Origin of the sequence: Pseudomonas sp. KU26590 (assembly GCF_026153515.1) — a bacterium.
GTDB lineage: Bacteria > Pseudomonadota > Gammaproteobacteria > Pseudomonadales > Pseudomonadaceae > Aquipseudomonas.
In genome coordinates, this window is record NZ_CP110644.1 from 3,034,683 (window position 1) to 3,052,430 (window position 17,748).

A 17,748-nucleotide genomic window follows, 5' to 3' on the forward strand; every position below is an offset into this window, starting at 1 on the left:
CCACTTCATTTTTTGCCTGCCTTTCTACAAGTATTCCAAGAGGAACAGACATGGCTGAACACACTGTAATCACTCCGTTGCCGGGGACCTTCTACCGCAAAGCCAGTCCGGAATCGGCGAACTTCGTCGAGGTCGGCGCGCAGGTCAGCGCCGACACGGTCATTGGCCTGATCGAGGTGATGAAGCAGTTCTGCGAACTGACCGCCGGGAGTGCCGGTCGCCTCAGTACCTTTTTGGTGGAAGACGGTGATCCGGTGGAGCCGGGCCAGGTCGTTGCAACACTCGACGACGCGTGAGGGCGCGATCATGACCCAAGTCATTCATAAACTGCTGGTCGCCAACCGTGGCGAGATCGCCATGCGGATTATCCGCGCAGCCAAAGAACTGGGTATTCCCACCGTGGCTGCGGGCGGCGAAGCAGAGCTGGCCGAGCGCCGCAGTGGAGGTGAAGCATGAGCACGCCGATTCGTTACAGCTTTGGCGCCGATGAGCATTTGTTCGCCGAAGTCAGCGACAGCATGTCCCTGGACGCGTTCTTCAAAGGGCTGGCCGTCACCCGCGCGGTTGAGCGGTTGGCGCTGGATGGCGTCCTCGATATCTGCCTGGCCAACGCGTCCTTCCAGATTCGTTTCGACCCGGATCGCATCGCCCCTCACACCTTGCTCGAAGCGGTAAAAAACGCTGAGGCCGGAGCCGTTGCCGAGCGCACGTTGCAGACGCGGATTATCGAAATCCCGGTGCTCTACAACGACCCCTGGACGCACGAAACCCTGATGCGTTTTCGCGACCGCCATCAAGACCCGAGCGCCACGGACCTGGAATACGCTGCACGAATCAACGGTCTGGCGGACGTCGATGCATTTATCGCCGCCCACAGCGGCGCGCCCTGGTTTGTCTCGATGGTCGGCTTCGTTGCCGGGCTGCCATTCATGTTCCAGATGGTCGAGCGCGAGCGTCAGTTGCAGGTACCCAAGTACCTGCGCCCGCGTACGGACACACCGAAATTGACCCTGGGGCACGGCGGTTGCTTTGGTTGCATTTACTCCGTCCGCGGCGCCGGCGGTTATCAGATGTTTGGCGTCACCCCCGCGCCGATCTACGACCCACAGCAGAACCTCGCGTACCTGAAAGAACACATGGTGTTTTTCCGCCCGGGTGACATCGTGCAGTTCAAGGCGATGGACCGGGAAGCGTACGACCACGCGGTGGCCGAAGTGGGAGCCGGTCGCTTCGATCTGCGGATTAGGCCGGTGGAGTTTTCGCTGGATGCGTTCCTCGCCGATCCCGTTGGCTATCCAAAATCGTTGCAGGAGGTGTTGGCATGATCAATGTCCTGAAACCCGGCCTCGCCACTTCGGTACAGGACCTGGGCCGCGAAGGGTATTACCACTTGGGTATTCCGCCGTCCGGCGCGCTTGATCAGTACGCCTTGAGCGCGGCTAATCAACTGGTCGGCAACCCGGCGGGTCTGGCGGCGCTGGAATGCACGCTGCTCGGGCCTGAGTTGGAATTTGAGCAGGATGCACTGGTGGCGGTCAGTGGCGCGCAGATGACACCGCGGGTCGATGGTGTGGAAATGCACAACGACACCGCGTTCATCGTGAAGGCCGGGCAAGTGCTGCGCTTTGACTTTCCCAAGGCGGGTACCCGCGCCTATGTGGCGGTGGCCGGCGGCATTGATGTGCCAGTGGTGCTCGGCAGTCGCTCCACCTATGCACTGGGCGCGCTCGGCGGTTTTCAGGGACGACGCCTGGTTGCAGGCGACGAATTGCCGGTGGGCATCGCCAGTGGCAAGAGCCACGCCGGCGCCAGTTTGCCCATGGCGTTACGGCAATCATTGGGTGGTGAAATCACCCTGCGGGTGGTGCCCGGTTTGTACTACCACCGCTTGACCGAATCGGCGGCGAAACGCTTTTTCGCCGAAACCTGGACGGTGGGTTCGGAAGCCGACCGCATCGGCTATCGCTTCAAGGGCGGCAGCGCGCTGAGTTTTCAGCCCCGGGAGCAGCCGTTCGGCGCCGGTTCCGATCCGTCGAACATCGTCGACAGTTGCTACCCGATCGGCTCGATCCAGGTGCCCGCCGGGCTCGAACCCATCGTGCTGCACCGTGATGCGGTGTCCGGTGGCGGCTACGCGATGATTGGCACGGTGATCAGTGCCGACCTCGATTTGATCGGCCAGATGCAGCCCAACCACAAGGCCCGCTTTGTCGCGGTAACCCTCGAAGAGGCGCTGCAAGCGCGACGTTCCTATAAGAAAAAGCTCAGTTGCCTGAGCAAGCTGTTTCCTTCCTGATTCTGCCCGGGGCATCGTGCGGGTCACGCAAAAACGAAAAAACCCGCCAGAAGGCGGGTTTTTTTGATGGTTTAGAGATTTTGAAAACTTTCTCTGGAACCTTGTCTGGCTCCACGACCTGGACTCGAACCAGGGACCCAGTGATTAACAGTCACTTGCTCTACCAACTGAGCTATCGCGGAATGCGCGCTATCTTACTGATTGGAAAAGGGAAGTCAAGCAACACGGCTTAAAAAATTCCCAAGTGGTTGCCTGGCGTCTCCGGCCTGGATCCAGTGTAGACGACTGTAACGATCCCGACTCCGGTCAGCGTAGGAGCGCGCTTGCCCGCGAACGCGGTGTTTCAGCTGGCAGCGATGTTGAATGTGCCGGCGCCTTCGCGGGCAAGCGCGCTCCTACAGGTTCCGGTGCTGGTCGCATGTACATCATTGCCGCGAGCACCGGACATCGGCCCGGCTCGTAGAGCGTCTTCGGCTGAGATCTGGAGCAGACGACAATACCGCGCCAGACTTCAATCAGTGTAGGAGCGCGCTTGCCCGCGAACGCGGTGTGTCAGCTGGCAGCGATATTGAATGTGCCGACGCCTTCGCGGGCAAGCGCGCTCCTACAGGTTCCGGTGCTGGTCGCATATTCATCATTGCCGCGAGCACCGGACATCGGCCCGGCTCGTAGAGCGTCTTCGGCTGAGATTTGGAGCAGACGACAATACCGCGCCAGACTTCAATCAGTGTAGGAGCGCGCTTGCCCGCGAAGGCGGTGTGTCAGCTGGCAGTGATGTCGAATGTGCCGACGCCTTCGCGGGCAAGCGCGCTCCTACAGGGTCCGGTGCTGGTCGCACTATTTTTCATGCCGCCAGCGCGGAAACCGGCCCGGATCAATACCGCCAGGTCAACGACGCCGTCAGGTTGCGCGGTGCGCCGTAGTTGCTTGCCGTGCCGCTGTACAGCGAGGTCAGGTATTTGCGGTCGGTGACGTTGTTGAAGTTCAGCGCGGTGCTCCAGTTGCTGTCGATGTCGTAGCTGGTCATCAGGTCGACCAGGGCGTAGGCGTTCTGGCGGATGACGCTGTAGGTGTCGTTCTGAATCCCGCTCTGCCAGCTGACCCGGGTGCCGATCCTGGCTTGAGGCAGACTTGGCAGACGGTAGCTGGCCATGCCACGGAAGGCGTGGGTCGGCACATAACGACGGGCCTTGTCGCCATCGTCGTTTTCGATGTGCACGTAGGTGTAACCCGCCAGCAGGTCGAGTCCGGGCAGTGCCTCGCCCGACGCTTCCAGTTCGATGCCGTGGCTTTTGTAATCGTCGGTGAAGTAGCGGAACTGCGAGCCCACCTCAATATAGTCCGCCGACTGGACGTTGCTCTGTTGGGTCTTGAACACGGCGGCGGTCAGGTTCAGGCGATCATCCATCACGCTGCCTTTGACGCCGGCTTCCAGGCTTTTGCCTTCCAGCGGCGCCAGCACTTTGCCGTCGACGCCGACCGTGCCGTACTGCGGATTGAAGATTTGCGTCCAGCTGGTGTACACGCTCCACTGCGGGGTCAGGTCGTAGACCAGGCCGGTGTACGGCGTGACCTTGCCGTGCTCGCGCTGGGCGTGATCGGTGCCATAACTCTCGCCCGTGCCGTCGGCGCTGAGCATGCGCGCCCCGGCGATCCAGTGCAGGTCATCCGCCAGGCTGAAGCGCGCACCGGCGAACAGGCTCTTCTGCCGGTCCTCGAAGTTCTGCGTGTTGGTGATGTCACTGGTGTAGCCAAAATGCGGCGAAGGGGTATTGCCGGCGAGAATGCCGGCGAACGAGGTGTCAAAGTAGGTGCCCCCGCCAGCGTCGTATTCCCGGGCTTTCTGGTGCGTGCGGCCGTAGGCGGCGCCGAAGGTCAGCTCGTGTTCGCGGCCGAACAGGCTGAACGGCCCGGAGACTTTCGCTTCACCCAGCAACTGGTGCGCCTTGCTGGTGGTGTGGGCGGCGAACACCGAGGCGTCGTCGTCGGTGACGCTCGAGACATACAGCATGTTGGTGTCTTGATACTCGGTAACACCGGTGCCGGTGAGCGTGGCGTTCCAGCCGTTGCCGAAGTCATGCTTCCATTCGGCAAACGCGCGCTGGGTGTGCATGTTCCAGTAGGTCCAGGGCTGGCCTACGTTGGACGAGCGGCTGCTGTAGTGGATCGGGTTGTTGTTGATGTCGACCAGCGGCAAGTTGCCCCAGGTGCTGCCGTTGGAATCGCTGTTGTGCTGGGTGAAACCTACGGTCAGGGTGTCGGCGTCGGACAGGTCGAAGGCGAGCAGGCCGGCGGCGACGTTTTTCTCGTGGCTGTAGCGGTCCATCCACGAGTTGCCCTTGTCGTGGGCATAGATGAAGCGGCCGCGCACGTTGCCGGTGTCGGTCAACGGCCCCGACACGTCGACGTCGATGCGCCGGTTGTCCCACGAACCCACGCTGGTGTCGATCTGCGCCTGGAAATCACGCGTTGGTCGCTTGCGGATGAAGTTTACGGTGGCGGAAGGATTACCTGTGCCACTCATCAAACCGTTGGCGCCGTGGAGCACGTCGATCTGTTCGAACTCGGCCATGTCCAGGTCACCGACCATGATCGTCTGGGCGAAGGGCATGCCCATGCCGTCGTACTCAAAACTGCCGATGTCGAACCCGCGGGAGGTGAACTCAGTGCGATCGCTTTCGCTTTGCTCGACGGTCACCGACGGCGCCGAGCGCAGGGCGTCCTTGACCCCGTTCATTTTGAAATCGTTCATCTGCGCGCGGGTGATGGTGGTGATCGCCTGCGGGGTCTGCTGGTTGGTCAGCCCCAGTTTGGTGGTACTCGAAGACGGCTTGCCCTGATAGCCCACGCTTTGCCCGTCGTCCTGAGTGGACGTGTCCTGGATCTCCATCGCCGGCAGCGTGACGTCGTCGGCTGCGTGGGCGGCAGACATGGCGGTGACGATACCGGCCAGAAGAAAGGTGGCGGGGAGGCGAGGGATCACTGTGGGAATTCCTGAAGGCGCGGTGGGAGCGCGATTCTGAATCAAGATGCGAATCATTACCAGATATGACTAAGGTGAATTTTCACATTTTTTTCACACGCCAGAAGGCTCTGGATCGCGGCTTGTGGGGTCATGTGTCTCACTGGGCTGGATATCACCTCGATTGCAGGACCGGCTTAAGCCGGGAAAGCGTCAGGTGTCACACCGCAGATGTGAGGGTGCTCGCGCAGGCCTCTTCCCGGCTGAAGCCGGTCCTACAATGGATCGCGTGCATTCAGTGAGACTGAAGATGGCCTCGACTGTAGGACCGGCTTCAGCCGGGAAGGCGTCAGGTGGCACACCGCAGATGTGAGGGTGCTCGCGCAGGCCTCTTCCCGGCTGAAGCCGGTCCTACAATGGATCACGTGCATTCAGTGAGACTGAAGATGGCCTCGACTGTAGGACCGGCTTTAGCCGGGAAGGCGTCGGATATCTCGCTACAAGTCAATGCTGCTGCAACTTGAAATTGCATCCATGGACGCAATCGGATTAGAGTTGCGTCCGCAGACATAAATCTGCAGCCATCAAGAGGTATGCCCATGACCACCGCCATTCAAGCGCGGCAACTGTCAAAGTCCGAGTGCGTGGTCGGCTTGCGCGCGGCGTTGCGGGTGCTGGACAAGTGGAAGGCCACCAGCGAGCAGGCCTGTCAGATTCTGCGTATCTCTCGAAGCACGTACACCCGCGCCCGCCAGGACGACGCACAGTGGTCGGTGGCGCTGGATCAGGACCAGATGCAGCGGGTCAGCTTCGTGCTGAACATCCACGCCGCCCTGCGAACCCTGTTTGATAATCCTGATAACGCCTACGGTTTCCCGTCGATGGAAAACCACAACGAGTTCTTCAACGGCAGAAAGCCCCTGGACGTCATGGCCCAGGGCGACATGATTTCGCTGTATGAAACCTTCCGCCGCATCGACACCCTCCGGGGCGCCCAGTGGTGACGCCGGATGCACTCGCCGCACTTGCCGGTGAGACGCAACAGGCCTATCGCCTGGTCAATTCCAAATTCCCGCCGATCGAACTGTTCAGCGACGTCGCCGATGCCGCCGAGTTCGAGACGCTGTACCGGATTCAGGCGCTGACCAATCCGCGCCTGCAGAACGAAGTCGGCCGCATCGAGCTGATTCCCCTGGCCGACATCCCGTTCGGCATCCCCGGTTGTTCCTACGCGGTCGCGCCGTTCACCCATGTCAATCCTGCGGGCTCGCGCTTCAGCAGCGGCGAGTTCGGCGTGCTGTATCTGGCTGACACCGTCGACACGGCCATCGCCGAAGTGCGCCACCATCAGCAGCTTTACTGGTCGCGGGTCGTGGCGCTGAAGTACGAGCGCTTTGTGTTCCGCTGCCTGAGTTGCAGCTTCAGCGAGGAGGGCTGTGTTGACGCCACCGCAATTCCTTTCTCGGACCCCATTTATGCGCCTGACGACTACGCGCAATCCCATGTACTGGGCAAGGCCGCGAAGCAGGCCGGGATGGCCGGGCTGCGTTACCACTCGGTGCGCTCGCCGGGCAATCACTGCTGGGCACTGCTGACCCCGCGCCACGTCATGTCCATCGTGCAGAGCGCCCACTACGAGATGATCTGGAGCGGCGAGGTCATCGGGATCAACCAGATATCCAACGCCTGAGGGCTGTGGACCGAGACACCGCCGAAAACATCGAACTCATCCGCTGCCCGGCAGTCACTCGATCAGTGGAGATCGAGGACCGTACTGGCGCGAGGAAGGGAGGTGCTGTGTTTAACGATGCTGCTTTGAACGGCACTGGCAGAATTTTCGTGGGCTGTGCCGGCTGGAGTCTGGGCCGCGAGCAGGCGCCGGCGTTTCCGGGAGAGGGCACCCACTTGCAGCGCTACGCACGGCACTTCAACACCGCAGAAATCAACAGCTCGTTCTACCGCCCCCATCGCCCGCAAACCTACGCCCGCTGGGCCGACTCAGTGCCGGCGGATTTCCGCTTTTCGGTGAAGCTTCCCAAGCTCATCTCCCACGAACACCGCTTGCAGGACAGCGCCCAGGCACTGGACGAATTTCTCGGACAGTGCGGTGAACTGGGCGAGCGGCTCGGTTGCCTGCTGCTGCAGTTGCCGCCTTCGCTCGCGTTCGAGCCCTCCTTGGCCGAAGGGTTTTTCATCCAGATGCGCGAGCGCTTTGAGGGGCAGGTGGTCATCGAGCCGCGCCACGAAAGCTGGGTGCAGGGGGAGCCGATGCTTGCTCACTACCGCATTGCCCAGGCAAGGGTCGATCCGTCCAGACTCAGTAACGACAGCCAACCTTCAGGCTGGCCGGGGTTGCGTTACTGGCGACTGCACGGCGCGCCGCGCCTCTATTACAGCGCCTATGAAGAGGATTATCTGATCCGTCTGGCTGCCGAACTGAGGGCCGAGGCGCAAGGCGGCGCGCCGACGTGGTGTATTTTCGACAACACCGCCAGCGGCGCCGCCACCGGGGATGCGCTGAAGCTGATCGAGCTGCTCGGTTAGCCCCAATGGCCTTCGCCCGGAACGCCCGGGCCAGAAGGGTTGAGACAATATCTGGCGGCGATCTGCACCGCTGCTTTTCGTTAGATGTGAGTTAGTTGGCGCACCAGTTGTTAAGCGTCATAGCACGGTGCCACAATCGCCGCCATCCAATGCCAGGGTCGGGCGAATTCGATGTACCTCCATGATTCTCAACCGGCGCGCGAGGCCCTGATACGGGCCCAAGTGCGCAACGATCGTTTGCAGTTGCTCTTCCGTCAGAGTTTTTTCTCTGTATTCGGCAGCGCGCTGGCGGCTGTGATGCTCTCGTGGATCTGCTGGGAGCGCCTGGAGCACTCGCTGATTCTCGGGTGGCTGGGGCTGCTGGCCGCCTCGACCACCTTGCGCCTGATCATGTTGACGACTTATTTTCGGGTGCCGGAAACCGCCCGCACCCCAGAGCGCTGGGAAACCACATACTGGTTCACGCTGGTGTTGTCCGCCGGCATCTGGGGCGGCGGCGCGCTGGCGCTCATGCACGCCGGGGATCTGCTGATCCAGACGCTGGTGCTGCTGTTCGCGGTGGGCATGACGGTGAGTGCGGTGTCGTGTTATTCGGCGTACCGCTCGATGACCCTGGTGTCGATTGCGCTGGTGCTGTTGCCGTGCTCGATCTGGCTGCTGTTTCAGCCCCAGACCGCGCAGCAGGGCATGGCCGTTGCGTCGCTGATCTTTGCCGTTTTTGTCGCCAGCGCGACCCGCAAACTGTCTCAGTCCATGGAGAGGGCCTTTCGCCTGAGTCGCGAAATGGAACATGCCCATCGCATCGCCGCCCATGCCGCGCAGACAGACGAGCTGACTGGACTGCAAAACCGCCGTGCCTTCTTCCATCGGGCCGAAGGCGTGTACGAGACCTGCAAGCAAGCCCATCTGCCGCTCTGCGCCCTGATGCTGGACATCGACCATTTCAAACGCATAAATGACGGCCACGGCCATCAGGCGGGTGACGACGTCTTGCGGCAGATCGGCAGGGTCATCCGTCAATCCGTGCGCGACGCAGATGTCAGCGGCCGCCTGGGCGGAGAGGAATTCGCGCTGCTGTTGGCCAACACGCCGATCGACGCGGCGCGAGTCATTGCCGAGAGACTGCGCTCAGCCATCGCCGACATCACCTGCCAGCACGACGAAGGCGTTACCGCGAGCCTGGGCGTTGCAGAGCTGGACCACATCGATCAGGACTTGCATGGACTCCTGGCCCTCGCAGACAAGGCGCTGTTCCGGGCCAAGGCATCGGGTCGCAACCAGACGGCGGTGGCCTAGACGTCGCCTCTGGCAACGGCCTCAGACGGTTTTCGTGTCACCCGAACGTGACATTTATCTCGACGCTTTTCATTCGGCGGCGGCTGTGGCGTAGTGTGTCCAGCCTGTTTGGCACGATGACCGACTGGAAGAGGTAAATGAGATGACCCTGCAAAACCGCCTGGACAACCTGTACCCGCGCGCCGACGAGATCCCTGAGCAGTTCCGGGCAGGCCCCGCCATCGAGCAGCGCGATTACCTGGTCAACGGCGAACTGCACCAATGGCACGGCCCTTTGGCGCCGGTGCTGAGCCCGGTCTCGCTGCAGACCGACGCGGGCCTTGAGTCCGTGGTACTGGGCAGCACGCCGCTGATGGACGCCGACACGGCAATGACCGCGCTGGACGCCGCCGTCAACGCCTACGACCGTGGGCAGGGCGCCTGGCCAACCATGCGCGTCGCTGACCGCATTCATCACGTCGAGACCTTTCTCACGCTGATGCGTGAGCAGCGCGACGCGGTGGTCACGCTGCTGATGTGGGAAATCGGCAAGAACCTCAAGGATTCGCAGAAAGAGTTCGACCGCACCTGCGATTACATCGTCGACACCATCAATGCCCTCAAGGAGCTCGACCGTCGGTCCAGCCGCTTCGAGCTGGAGCAGGACACCCTCGGCCAGATTCGCCGCGTTCCCCTGGGCGTGACCCTGTGCATGGGCCCTTATAACTACCCGCTGAACGAGACCTTCACCACGCTGATTCCGGCCCTGATCATGGGCAATACCGTGGTGTTCAAACCGGCCAAATTCGGCGTGCTGCTGATTCGGCCGTTGCTCGAAGCGTTCCGCGACAGCTTCCCGGCTGGCGTCATCAACGTGATCTACGGCAGCGGCCGCGAGACCGTCAGTGCGCTGATGGCCAGCGGCAAGATCGACGTGTTTGCGTTCATCGGCACCAACAAGGCCGCCAGCGCCCTGAAAAAGCTCCACCCCAAGCCACACCGTCTGCGCGCGGCGCTGGGTCTGGACGCGAAGAACCCGGGGATCGTGCTGCCGGATGTGAACCTGGACAATGCAGTGACGGAAGCCATTACCGGTTCCCTGTCGTTCAACGGCCAGCGTTGTACGGCGTTGAAGATTCTGTTCGTGCACGAGAACGTGGTCGGCAGTTTCCTCGAAAAGTTCGAGGAAAAACTCGCCCAGCTCAAGCCGGGCATGCCGTGGGAGCCGGGCGTCTCACTGACGCCACTGCCTGAGCCGGGCAAGACCGACTACCTGCAAGGGCTGGTGGACGACGCCGTGAGCAAGGGCGCCAAAGTGGTCAACGAAGGCGGCGGCACGACCCACGGGCAGTTCTTCTACCCGGCGGTGCTGTACCCGGTCACGCCGGACATGCGCGTCTATCACGAAGAACAGTTCGGCCCCGTGGTACCGGTGGTCGCGTACCGCGATCTGGAAACGGTGATCGAGTACGTGCTGGATTCCGATTTCGGCCAGCAGTTGAGCATCTTCGGCAACGACTCCAAGCAGGTCGGGCGTCTGGTCGATGCATTCGCCAATCAGGTGGGGCGCATCAACATCAACGCCCAGTGCCAGCGCGGCCCTGACAGCTTCCCGTTCAACGGTCGCAAGAATTCGGCCGAGGGTACCCTGTCGGTGCACGACGCACTGCGCGTGTTCTCGATCCGCACGTTGGTGGCGACCAAGTTCCAGGAGAGCAACAAGGCGCTGATCAGCGACATCATTCACAACCGTGAGTCGACGTTCCTGACCACTGATTACATCTTCTGATTCAAATGCTCGACATGGCCGCAGGCGTGTTGCACAGCTGATGCTGTTCAACCGCTTGCGGTCTTTTTATATCTGTACTTTAAAATCCGCCGCCACTGCATTGCGCAGCGTTTTAATTCTGCAGCCGGTCCACTATCTGGGATTACTTTGTAGGAAAGTTTCTAGACTTCCGTAGGACAGCTCTCGACCTGTCTTTATGGGTAGAGTTTTTATTCGTAGGGCATTAGCCTTGCCGCTTCCCGAATTCGATGAAAACTTCATCAGCCCATTCGCTGCTCACACTTGTTAAAACTTGATCGCTTGGGGCACGGACGTTCGGCTGATAAAAAGGCCCTGCAATCCAGATATTCCCCTTTGTGACGTGTGGCATTTTCGACGGAGGAGTTATGGCTTCAAACAGCTTTCAAAATGAAGTGCCCAAAGCGCGGGTCAATATAAAACTCGATTTGCACACGGGCGGTGCGCAGAAAAAAGTCGAACTGCCGCTCAAATTGATGGTGCTGGGGGATTACAGCAATGGCCGGGAAGACCGGCCCTTGTCCGAACGCACCAAAATCAATATCAATAAAAATAATTTCGACAGTGTGCTGGCGGAATTTTCCCCGGCCTTGAAACTCACGGTTGAAAACACGTTCGCCGACGACGGCTCCGATGCGTCAGTGGAGTTGAATTTCGAAAAGATGAAAGACTTCGAACCGGAACACGTGGCCAGACAAATACCTTCATTGCGCGCGCTGCTGGCGACCCGCAATCTGTTGCGTGATCTCAAATCAAACCTGCTCGACAACGCAACCTTCCGTCACGAACTTGAACGCATCGTAAAAGACGAAACGCTGAGTGATGAGTTGCGCGCCGAACTGGCGATGCTCGCCGCACCCACAGAGCGTTAATCACCCGGGTCTCTGATAGCAGGTATCAAACATGTCCTCGAAACACTCTTCCGCAGTCTCAGGCGGTGGCACCGTTTTGTCCGAAGAAAGCACCGGCGTGTATGGCGCGCTGTTTTCAAAAATCAACCTCACCCCGGTTTCAGCCCTGGGCGACATCGAAGCGTTTCAGAACAACGAAGCCCTGTCGGAGATCTCCGCCGATGAGCGCGTGACTGCGGCCGTCAGCGTATTCCTGAACCTGCTCAAAGGCACGTCGCGCAAGGTCCAGCGCCTCGACAAGACCCTGCTGGACGAACACATCGCTTCGCTCGATTCGCAGATCAGCCGCCAGCTCGACGCCGTCATGCACCACCCGGAGTTCCAGCGGGTCGAGTCGACGTGGCGCGGGGTGAAGTCGCTGATCGATCAGACGGACTTCCGACAGAACGTGCGCATCGAGTTGCTGGACATCAGCAAGGACCATCTGGTCCAGGATTTCGAAGACGCCCCCGAGATCGCCCAGAGCGGTCTGTATATGCATACCTATACCCAGGAATATGACACGCCCGGCGGTGAACCCATTGCGGCGGCTGTTTCCAGTTACGAGTTTGATCGCAGTCCTCAGGACATCGCGCTGCTTCGCACTATATCGAAAGTCGCGGCGGCGGCGCATATGCCGTTCATTGGTTCGGTGGGGCCAGCCTTCTTCGGCAAGGAAAACATGGAAGAAGTCGCCGCCATCAAAGACATCGGCAATTACTTTGATCGTGCGGAATACATCAAATGGAAGTCATTCCGCGACACGGATGATTCCCGCTATATCGGTCTGACCATGCCGCGCGTGCTGGGACGGCTGCCCTACGGGCCGGACACCCTTCCGGTGCGCAGTTTCAATTATGTGGAAAGTGTCAAAGGCACCGATCACAGCAAATATCTGTGGACCAATGCTTCTTTTGCCTTTGCTGCGAACATGGTGAAGAGTTTTGTCGCCAACGGCTGGTGTGTGCAGATTCGCGGGCCACAGTCCGGTGGTGCGGTGACGGACCTGCCAATTCATTTATATGACCTTGGCACCGGCAGTCAGGTGAAGATCCCTTCGGAAGTGATGATTCCGGAAACCCGGGAGTTTGAATTCGCCAATCTGGGGTTTATTCCGCTTTCGTATTACAAGAATCGCGATTACGCCTGTTTCTTCTCTGCCAATTCAACACAAAAGCCCGCGTTATATGACACCGCCGATGCCACGGCCAACAGCCGGATCAATTCACGCCTGCCTTATATCTTTCTGCTGTCGCGCATTGCCCATTATCTGAAGTTGATTCAGCGGGAAAACATCGGCACCACCAAAGACCGGCGCTTGCTGGAGCTGGAATTGAATAAATGGATCAGCGGGCTGGTCACCGAAATGACCGACCCGGGGGACGATTTGCAGGCCTCTCATCCGCTGCGCGACGCCCGGGTGACGGTGGAGGACATCGACGATAACCCCGGCTTCTTCCGCGTGAAGTTGTACGCCGTGCCGCATTTCCAGGTGGAAGGCATGGACGTGAATCTTTCGCTGGTTTCCCAGATGCCCAAAGCCAAAACCTGACGTCGGCCATAGGTGAGCACAACATGAAAATAGACCGACCTCTCTGGGCTGCCGGGGCGCTACTGTCCCAGCAGCAATTCCAGCAGCAAGCGCGCTGGGAAGCCTGGACCAACGAATGCATCGCCCATTTGTCGCGGATTCATCCCTGGGGCGTGCAGACAGCGACCTTCGATGGTGAGGCGCTACGGCTGGGCAAGCTCAAGGTGTCCGCGCTGCGCGTGCGATTGCCGGATGGCACCTTGATCGACACCGACAGCGTTGATCGACTGCCCGCCGCGCTGGCCCTCGAACAGATTCAGATCGACCCGGAGCAGGGCGCGACGGTGCTGTTGTGCCTGCCGCTGGAGCAGGCCAACGGTGGCAATTGTCTGTTCGAAGACGCTCGCGCTGACCGGCCGGTGCGTTACCGCCAGGATTGGCGGCAGGTGCAGGATCTCTACGGCGACGATCAACAGTCGATCGGTGTGCTTGAGCACATGCTCAGCCTGCGTGTGGCCAGCGATGACAACGCCGATTACCTGACCTGCCCGGTCGCCCGGCTGGTGCGTGACGGCCAGGGCCGGGTATGCCTGGACGAGGCGTTTGTGCCGCCGTTGTTGAGCTTCTCCGGGCATTCGGGCTTGCAGGTTCAGCTGGATAATCTGCTGACCCAACTGGCGTCCAAGCGTCAACGCTTGATGGGCATGCGCCGTGAAAGCAATCAGCGCATGGCCGACTTCGCGGTGGCGGATGTTTCGCTGTTCTGGCTGCTTAATGCGCTCAATACCTACCAACCCGTGCTCGCCGATTTCAAGGCCAGCCCGGCGCGTCATCCCGAGCAGGTCTATCTGGAGCTGGTGAAGCTGGCGGGGGCGCTGCTGACGTTCTCCCTCGAACACGACGTTGACGCTATTCCGGTCTACCGTCACGAAGCGCTGGAAACGGTGTTTGCGCCCTTGATGCAGATGATTTCGACGCTGCTGGAAGCCAGTCTGCCGTCACGGGTGATCGCTCTGGAGCTGGAGCGGGTGCTCCCCGGTCGCTGGCAAGTGACGTTCAACGACCCGCGCCTGCGTGAGGCCGACGCCGCTGACTTTTACCTGTCGGTGCGCTGCCGCGAGGCCCCGACGCAATTGCAGGCGCAGTTCCCGCGGCTGTGCAAGGTCGGCACGCCGGACGACGTTGATCAGTTGATCAACGCAGCCCTGGACGGCGTTCCGCTGCAGCCGCTCAGTCACGTGCCGGCGGCGATTCCGCTGCGTCTCGAAAACCAGTATTTCGCCCTCGACTTTGCCCATCCGAGCGGTCAGGCCGTGCTCGCGGAAGGAGTCTGCGCGTTCTATGTGCCGGCGACGCTGCCGGACATGAAGCTTGAGCTGTTTGCGGTGCTGCGCTCATGAGCCGGCCAATGAAAAGCCAAGCGGCTGCGCGGTCCGTCGATGTCGATCAACTGCTGCAGGACAGCTACCTGTTGGTGGTCGAGTTGCGTCATGGCGCATCCGCTCCGGACAGCGATGCGCTCTGGGCGGTGTGCACCCGGCAGGTTGTCGAGGTTCGCGATGCGCTGACCCAGGCCGGCGTCAGCCAGCGCAATGTCGACTTCATCAGCCATGCCCAATGTGCGCTCATGGATGAAACCGTGCTGATCCACGCCGATGCCGGTGCCCGCGCCAAATGGACCCACGAACCGCTCCAGGCGCATTACTTCGGGCGTCATCAGGCGGGGCAGTTTCTCTACGAAGAAATGCGTGAGGTGTTGAACGAGCCTTCTCCGGACCCGAGCGTACTGAGGGTCTATCACCGCGTCCTGATGCTGGGATTTCTCGGTCGCTACAAGGAGCCGAACCACCCCGAGCGGCAACAGTTGATGGCCGAGTTGACCCGCCGGGTTGCTCCGGTGAGCCTGGATCAGCCGTTGCCGACGTGGATCGACGCGCGGGGCCGCAAGCCCTTGCCAGCCTGGGTGCGCGCACCGTTGCTACACCTGCTGGTGGCCGGTTTGCTGCTGGCGGGCATCTGGTGGTTGCTGGATTCGCATCTGGCGGCTCTGGTCGCCTCCCTTGTGACCGAGCAGGTGTGACGCGCCCATGACACTCAAGTTGATGCGTGCACTTGCCCTGTGGTCCGGATGCTTGGCGCTGATGGTGATCAGCGTGTTGCCGCTGAGCCTGGTCGTTCAAGCCCTGGCGGCGGCGGGCGCCCTGGCTCTGGTGCTCGGGGCCTGGCTGCTGGCGGGTCGGCGCTCGGCGCGTGTTGGTGGTTCCCTGCGGCTGGATGAGTTCCGAGCCTTGCCTGGCAGTGAGTACCGCCTGCCCGTGGTGCTGGTGTGTGGCAAGGGAGCGGCGGGGCTTTTTGCGGTTGATGCCGATGCCGATGCCAATATCGCCGAGCCAACGGCCGTGCGGACGACGCCAAACGGGTGTTACGTCAGGGTGCCGAGCATTGAACGATCGCCCGCGATGGTGGCTGCGCTGCTGGCGGCACGTCCGCAATGGCGTGCGCAGCTGAGTGTCATGTTCGTGATCAATCCAGCCATGTACGCCGACAGCGCGGTGGTGGCCGGCGAGCTTCGTGCGCTGTGTCACCAGCTTTCCGTGGTCCGCAGGTGTGCGCTGACCTTGCCTTTGTGGGTGGTTAGCTATCAACAAGCCTCACCAGGGTCGCGCGATGTTGGTGGGAGCGGCTTTACCCGGGAAAAGGGAAGTGCGGGCGCCGAATCTGTCTGGTTCAGTTGGGAAAGCGGCGGAACATCCGCGCAGGTCCGGGACAACGGCACCTGCGCCAGCGTGGAGGACTGGCAGAGACAAGACGCCGCTGCTCTCACTGAGCGGATGCAAATCGGCGTTCAAATGAATGCCTACGCTGCGTGGCTGGCGCAGTACGTCGCTGCGCACTTGATACGCAACGGCCGCAATGGTTCGCGGTTGCCGCTGGCGTACGCGATCTGCCGCGTGGCGAGTCTGCCTGACCACAGGCCGGGCAGCGTCTGGCAGCACTGGATACAGGCGAAGACCGCGCTGGTGCCGACCCATTTGACGGGGCCCACGGGCGGTGTTTTGCCTGTGCCGGATGCTTTACTTGATCTGCTGCCCCGGCACACCGGCAACACCGCAGCCAGGCGCGCCACTGTCATCGGCATATGGCTCACGGCGTTCGCTGCCGTCGTCGCGATGTCGAGCTCGGCCCGGCAGAACACCTTGCTAATCCGCCAGCTCGGTGACGACCTGCGCCGCTACGCCTCGATCAATGAAACCGCCCGCCAGGATCAGCAGGCCGTGGCCCTGCGCGAAGCGGCGTTCAACGTCCTGCACGACGACGCCCGTCGTCTGGATGATTACTACCGTCACGGCGAGCCGCGGTCATTGGGCCTCGGCCTGTACCGCGCCGAACAGTTGCGCATCAGGGTCTGGCACGCCATCGGCCGTTACCGGCCGCCCACCGAGACGGCGCAGGCGCCTGGACCGGTGCGGCTGGACACGCTGTCGCTGTTCAACATCGGCAGCGCCGAACTCAAGGCGGAGTCGACCCAGGTGCTGATCAACGCCCTGGTCGGCATCAAGGCCCGACCCGGTTGGTTGATCGTCGTCACCGGGCACACCGACGCCACCGGCAGCACGGAACACAACCTGCGCCTGTCCCGCGACCGCGCCGCCTCGGTGCGCGACTGGATGCAACGCATGGGCGGCATTCCCGGCAGTTGCTTTGCCGTGCAGGGCTACGGCGCCAGTCAGCCGATCGCCAGCAATGACACCGAACAAGGACGCAGGGCCAACCGCCGCGTCGACATCCGTCTGGTGCCGGAAGAGGGGGCCTGCGGGTCGCTTTCTGCCGGGGCCGGACCGGCTACCCCCGTCGCATTTCGCGGCACTCGATAACCCAAGCAAGGAGTTTCACATGGCAATTCCCGTTTACCTCTGGCTCAAAGATGACGGCGGCGCTGACATCAAAGGCTCGGTCAACGTGCAGTCCCGGGAAGGCAGCGTCGAAGTGGTCGCCCAGGACCACAGCGTGTACATCCCCACCGACAACAACACCGGCAAATTGACCGGCGCCCGCGTCCACACGCCGTTCCTCTTCACCAAGGAAATCGATGCCAGCAGCCCGTACCTGTACAAGGCGGTCGGCACCGGCCAGACCCTGAAAAGCGCCGAGTTCAAGTGGTACCGCATCGACGACGCCGGCCAGGAAGTCGAGTACTTCAACACCCTGCTGGAGAACGTCAAGGTCGTGCGCGTCGCGCCGAAAATGCACGACGTCAAGGACCCGGCCAAGGAGAAGCACAACCACCTGGAGATGATCGAGCTGCGTTACGAGAAGGTCACCTGGACCTACAAGGACGGCAACATCATCCACTCCGACTCGTGGAACGAACGCCAGACCGCCTGACGCTGCAAGGCCGGCAGACAGGCAGCTTTTGCGCGCCTGTCTGCCGGCTGCGGTGTG

Annotated in this window: 15 protein-coding genes, 1 tRNA gene and 1 pseudogene; 15 read left to right on the plus strand and 2 right to left on the minus strand. The window is 61.3% G+C overall.

The window, feature by feature from the left end:
* Positions 1-50: 50 nt before the first annotated feature.
* From OKW98_RS13300 to OKW98_RS13315, 4 genes and pseudogenes are all read left to right on the plus strand, one after another.
* The gene (locus OKW98_RS13300; RefSeq protein ID WP_265389570.1) at positions 51-296 is read left to right on the plus strand and encodes an acetyl-CoA carboxylase; all 246 of its coding nucleotides are present in this window, start codon (positions 51-53) and stop codon (positions 294-296) included.
* A 10-nt stretch (positions 297-306) separates the two neighbouring features.
* Positions 307-423: pseudogene (locus OKW98_RS13305) on the plus strand (biotin carboxylase N-terminal domain-containing protein); the annotation flags it as partial.
* A 29-nt stretch (positions 424-452) separates the two neighbouring features.
* Positions 453-1,325 (plus strand): 5-oxoprolinase subunit B family protein, encoded by an 873-nt coding sequence (locus OKW98_RS13310; RefSeq protein WP_265389571.1) that lies wholly within the window; start codon positions 453-455, stop codon positions 1,323-1,325.
* The gene (locus tag OKW98_RS13315) at positions 1,322-2,296 is read left to right on the plus strand and encodes a biotin-dependent carboxyltransferase family protein (protein ID WP_265389572.1); all 975 of its coding nucleotides are present in this window, start codon (positions 1,322-1,324) and stop codon (positions 2,294-2,296) included. The genes OKW98_RS13310 and OKW98_RS13315 overlap by 4 nt, the downstream gene beginning before the upstream one ends.
* Before the next feature lie 106 nt (positions 2,297-2,402).
* Here OKW98_RS13315 and OKW98_RS13320 read toward each other — a convergent pair.
* Both OKW98_RS13320 and OKW98_RS13325 read right to left on the minus strand, forming a co-directional pair.
* Positions 2,403-2,478, minus strand: a tRNA-Asn gene (locus tag OKW98_RS13320).
* Between the two features lie 692 nt (positions 2,479-3,170).
* Entirely contained in the window at positions 3,171-5,228 is a 2,058-nt protein-coding gene (locus OKW98_RS13325; RefSeq protein WP_265389725.1) for a TonB-dependent siderophore receptor, read from the minus strand.
* A 629-nt stretch (positions 5,229-5,857) separates the two neighbouring features.
* Here OKW98_RS13325 and OKW98_RS13330 point away from each other — a divergent pair.
* The 11 genes from OKW98_RS13330 (at position 5,858) to OKW98_RS13380 (ending at position 17,691) form a co-directional block, all read left to right on the plus strand.
* Entirely contained in the window at positions 5,858-6,262 is a 405-nt protein-coding gene (locus tag OKW98_RS13330) for an antitoxin Xre-like helix-turn-helix domain-containing protein (protein WP_265389573.1), read from the plus strand.
* Positions 6,256-6,948 carry an RES family NAD+ phosphorylase gene (locus OKW98_RS13335; RefSeq protein WP_265389574.1) on the plus strand — a complete coding sequence of 231 codons (693 nt, stop codon included), beginning with the start codon at positions 6,256-6,258 and terminating at the stop codon, positions 6,946-6,948. Before OKW98_RS13330 ends, OKW98_RS13335 begins: the two co-directional genes overlap by 7 nt.
* Before the next feature lie 107 nt (positions 6,949-7,055).
* The gene (locus OKW98_RS13340; protein ID WP_265389575.1) at positions 7,056-7,802 is read left to right on the plus strand and encodes a DUF72 domain-containing protein; all 747 of its coding nucleotides are present in this window, start codon (positions 7,056-7,058) and stop codon (positions 7,800-7,802) included.
* Positions 7,803-7,973: 171 nt separating this feature from the next.
* Positions 7,974-9,098, plus strand: coding sequence for a sensor domain-containing diguanylate cyclase (locus tag OKW98_RS13345; protein ID WP_265389576.1), 1,125 nt, complete (start codon positions 7,974-7,976; stop codon positions 9,096-9,098).
* A 142-nt stretch (positions 9,099-9,240) separates the two neighbouring features.
* The gene (locus tag OKW98_RS13350; protein WP_265389577.1) at positions 9,241-10,866 is read left to right on the plus strand and encodes an NADP-dependent glyceraldehyde-3-phosphate dehydrogenase; all 1,626 of its coding nucleotides are present in this window, start codon (positions 9,241-9,243) and stop codon (positions 10,864-10,866) included.
* A 386-nt stretch (positions 10,867-11,252) separates the two neighbouring features.
* Positions 11,253-11,756 (plus strand): type VI secretion system contractile sheath small subunit, encoded by a 504-nt coding sequence (gene tssB / locus OKW98_RS13355; protein WP_265389578.1) that lies wholly within the window; start codon positions 11,253-11,255, stop codon positions 11,754-11,756.
* A 31-nt stretch (positions 11,757-11,787) separates the two neighbouring features.
* Complete coding sequence (gene tssC, locus OKW98_RS13360; RefSeq protein ID WP_265389579.1) at positions 11,788-13,326, plus strand: type VI secretion system contractile sheath large subunit; 1,539 nt, start codon at positions 11,788-11,790, stop codon at positions 13,324-13,326.
* Between the two features lie 23 nt (positions 13,327-13,349).
* Positions 13,350-14,705: a type VI secretion system baseplate subunit TssK gene (tssK, locus tag OKW98_RS13365; protein ID WP_265389580.1), complete on the plus strand. Its 1,356-nt coding sequence runs from the start codon at positions 13,350-13,352 to the stop codon at positions 14,703-14,705.
* A gap of 8 nt (positions 14,706-14,713) precedes the next feature.
* Positions 14,714-15,385, plus strand: a complete 672-nt coding sequence (gene tssL / locus OKW98_RS13370) for a type VI secretion system protein TssL, short form (RefSeq protein WP_265389581.1) — start codon at positions 14,714-14,716, stop codon at positions 15,383-15,385.
* Positions 15,386-15,392: 7 nt separating this feature from the next.
* Positions 15,393-17,180, plus strand: a complete 1,788-nt coding sequence (locus tag OKW98_RS13375) for an OmpA family protein (RefSeq protein ID WP_265389582.1) — start codon at positions 15,393-15,395, stop codon at positions 17,178-17,180.
* 19 nt (positions 17,181-17,199) lie between these two features.
* On the plus strand, positions 17,200-17,691 hold the full coding sequence (locus OKW98_RS13380; protein WP_265389583.1) for an Hcp family type VI secretion system effector: 492 nt from the start codon (positions 17,200-17,202) through the stop codon (positions 17,689-17,691).
* The last annotated feature ends 57 nt before the right edge of the window (positions 17,692-17,748 follow it).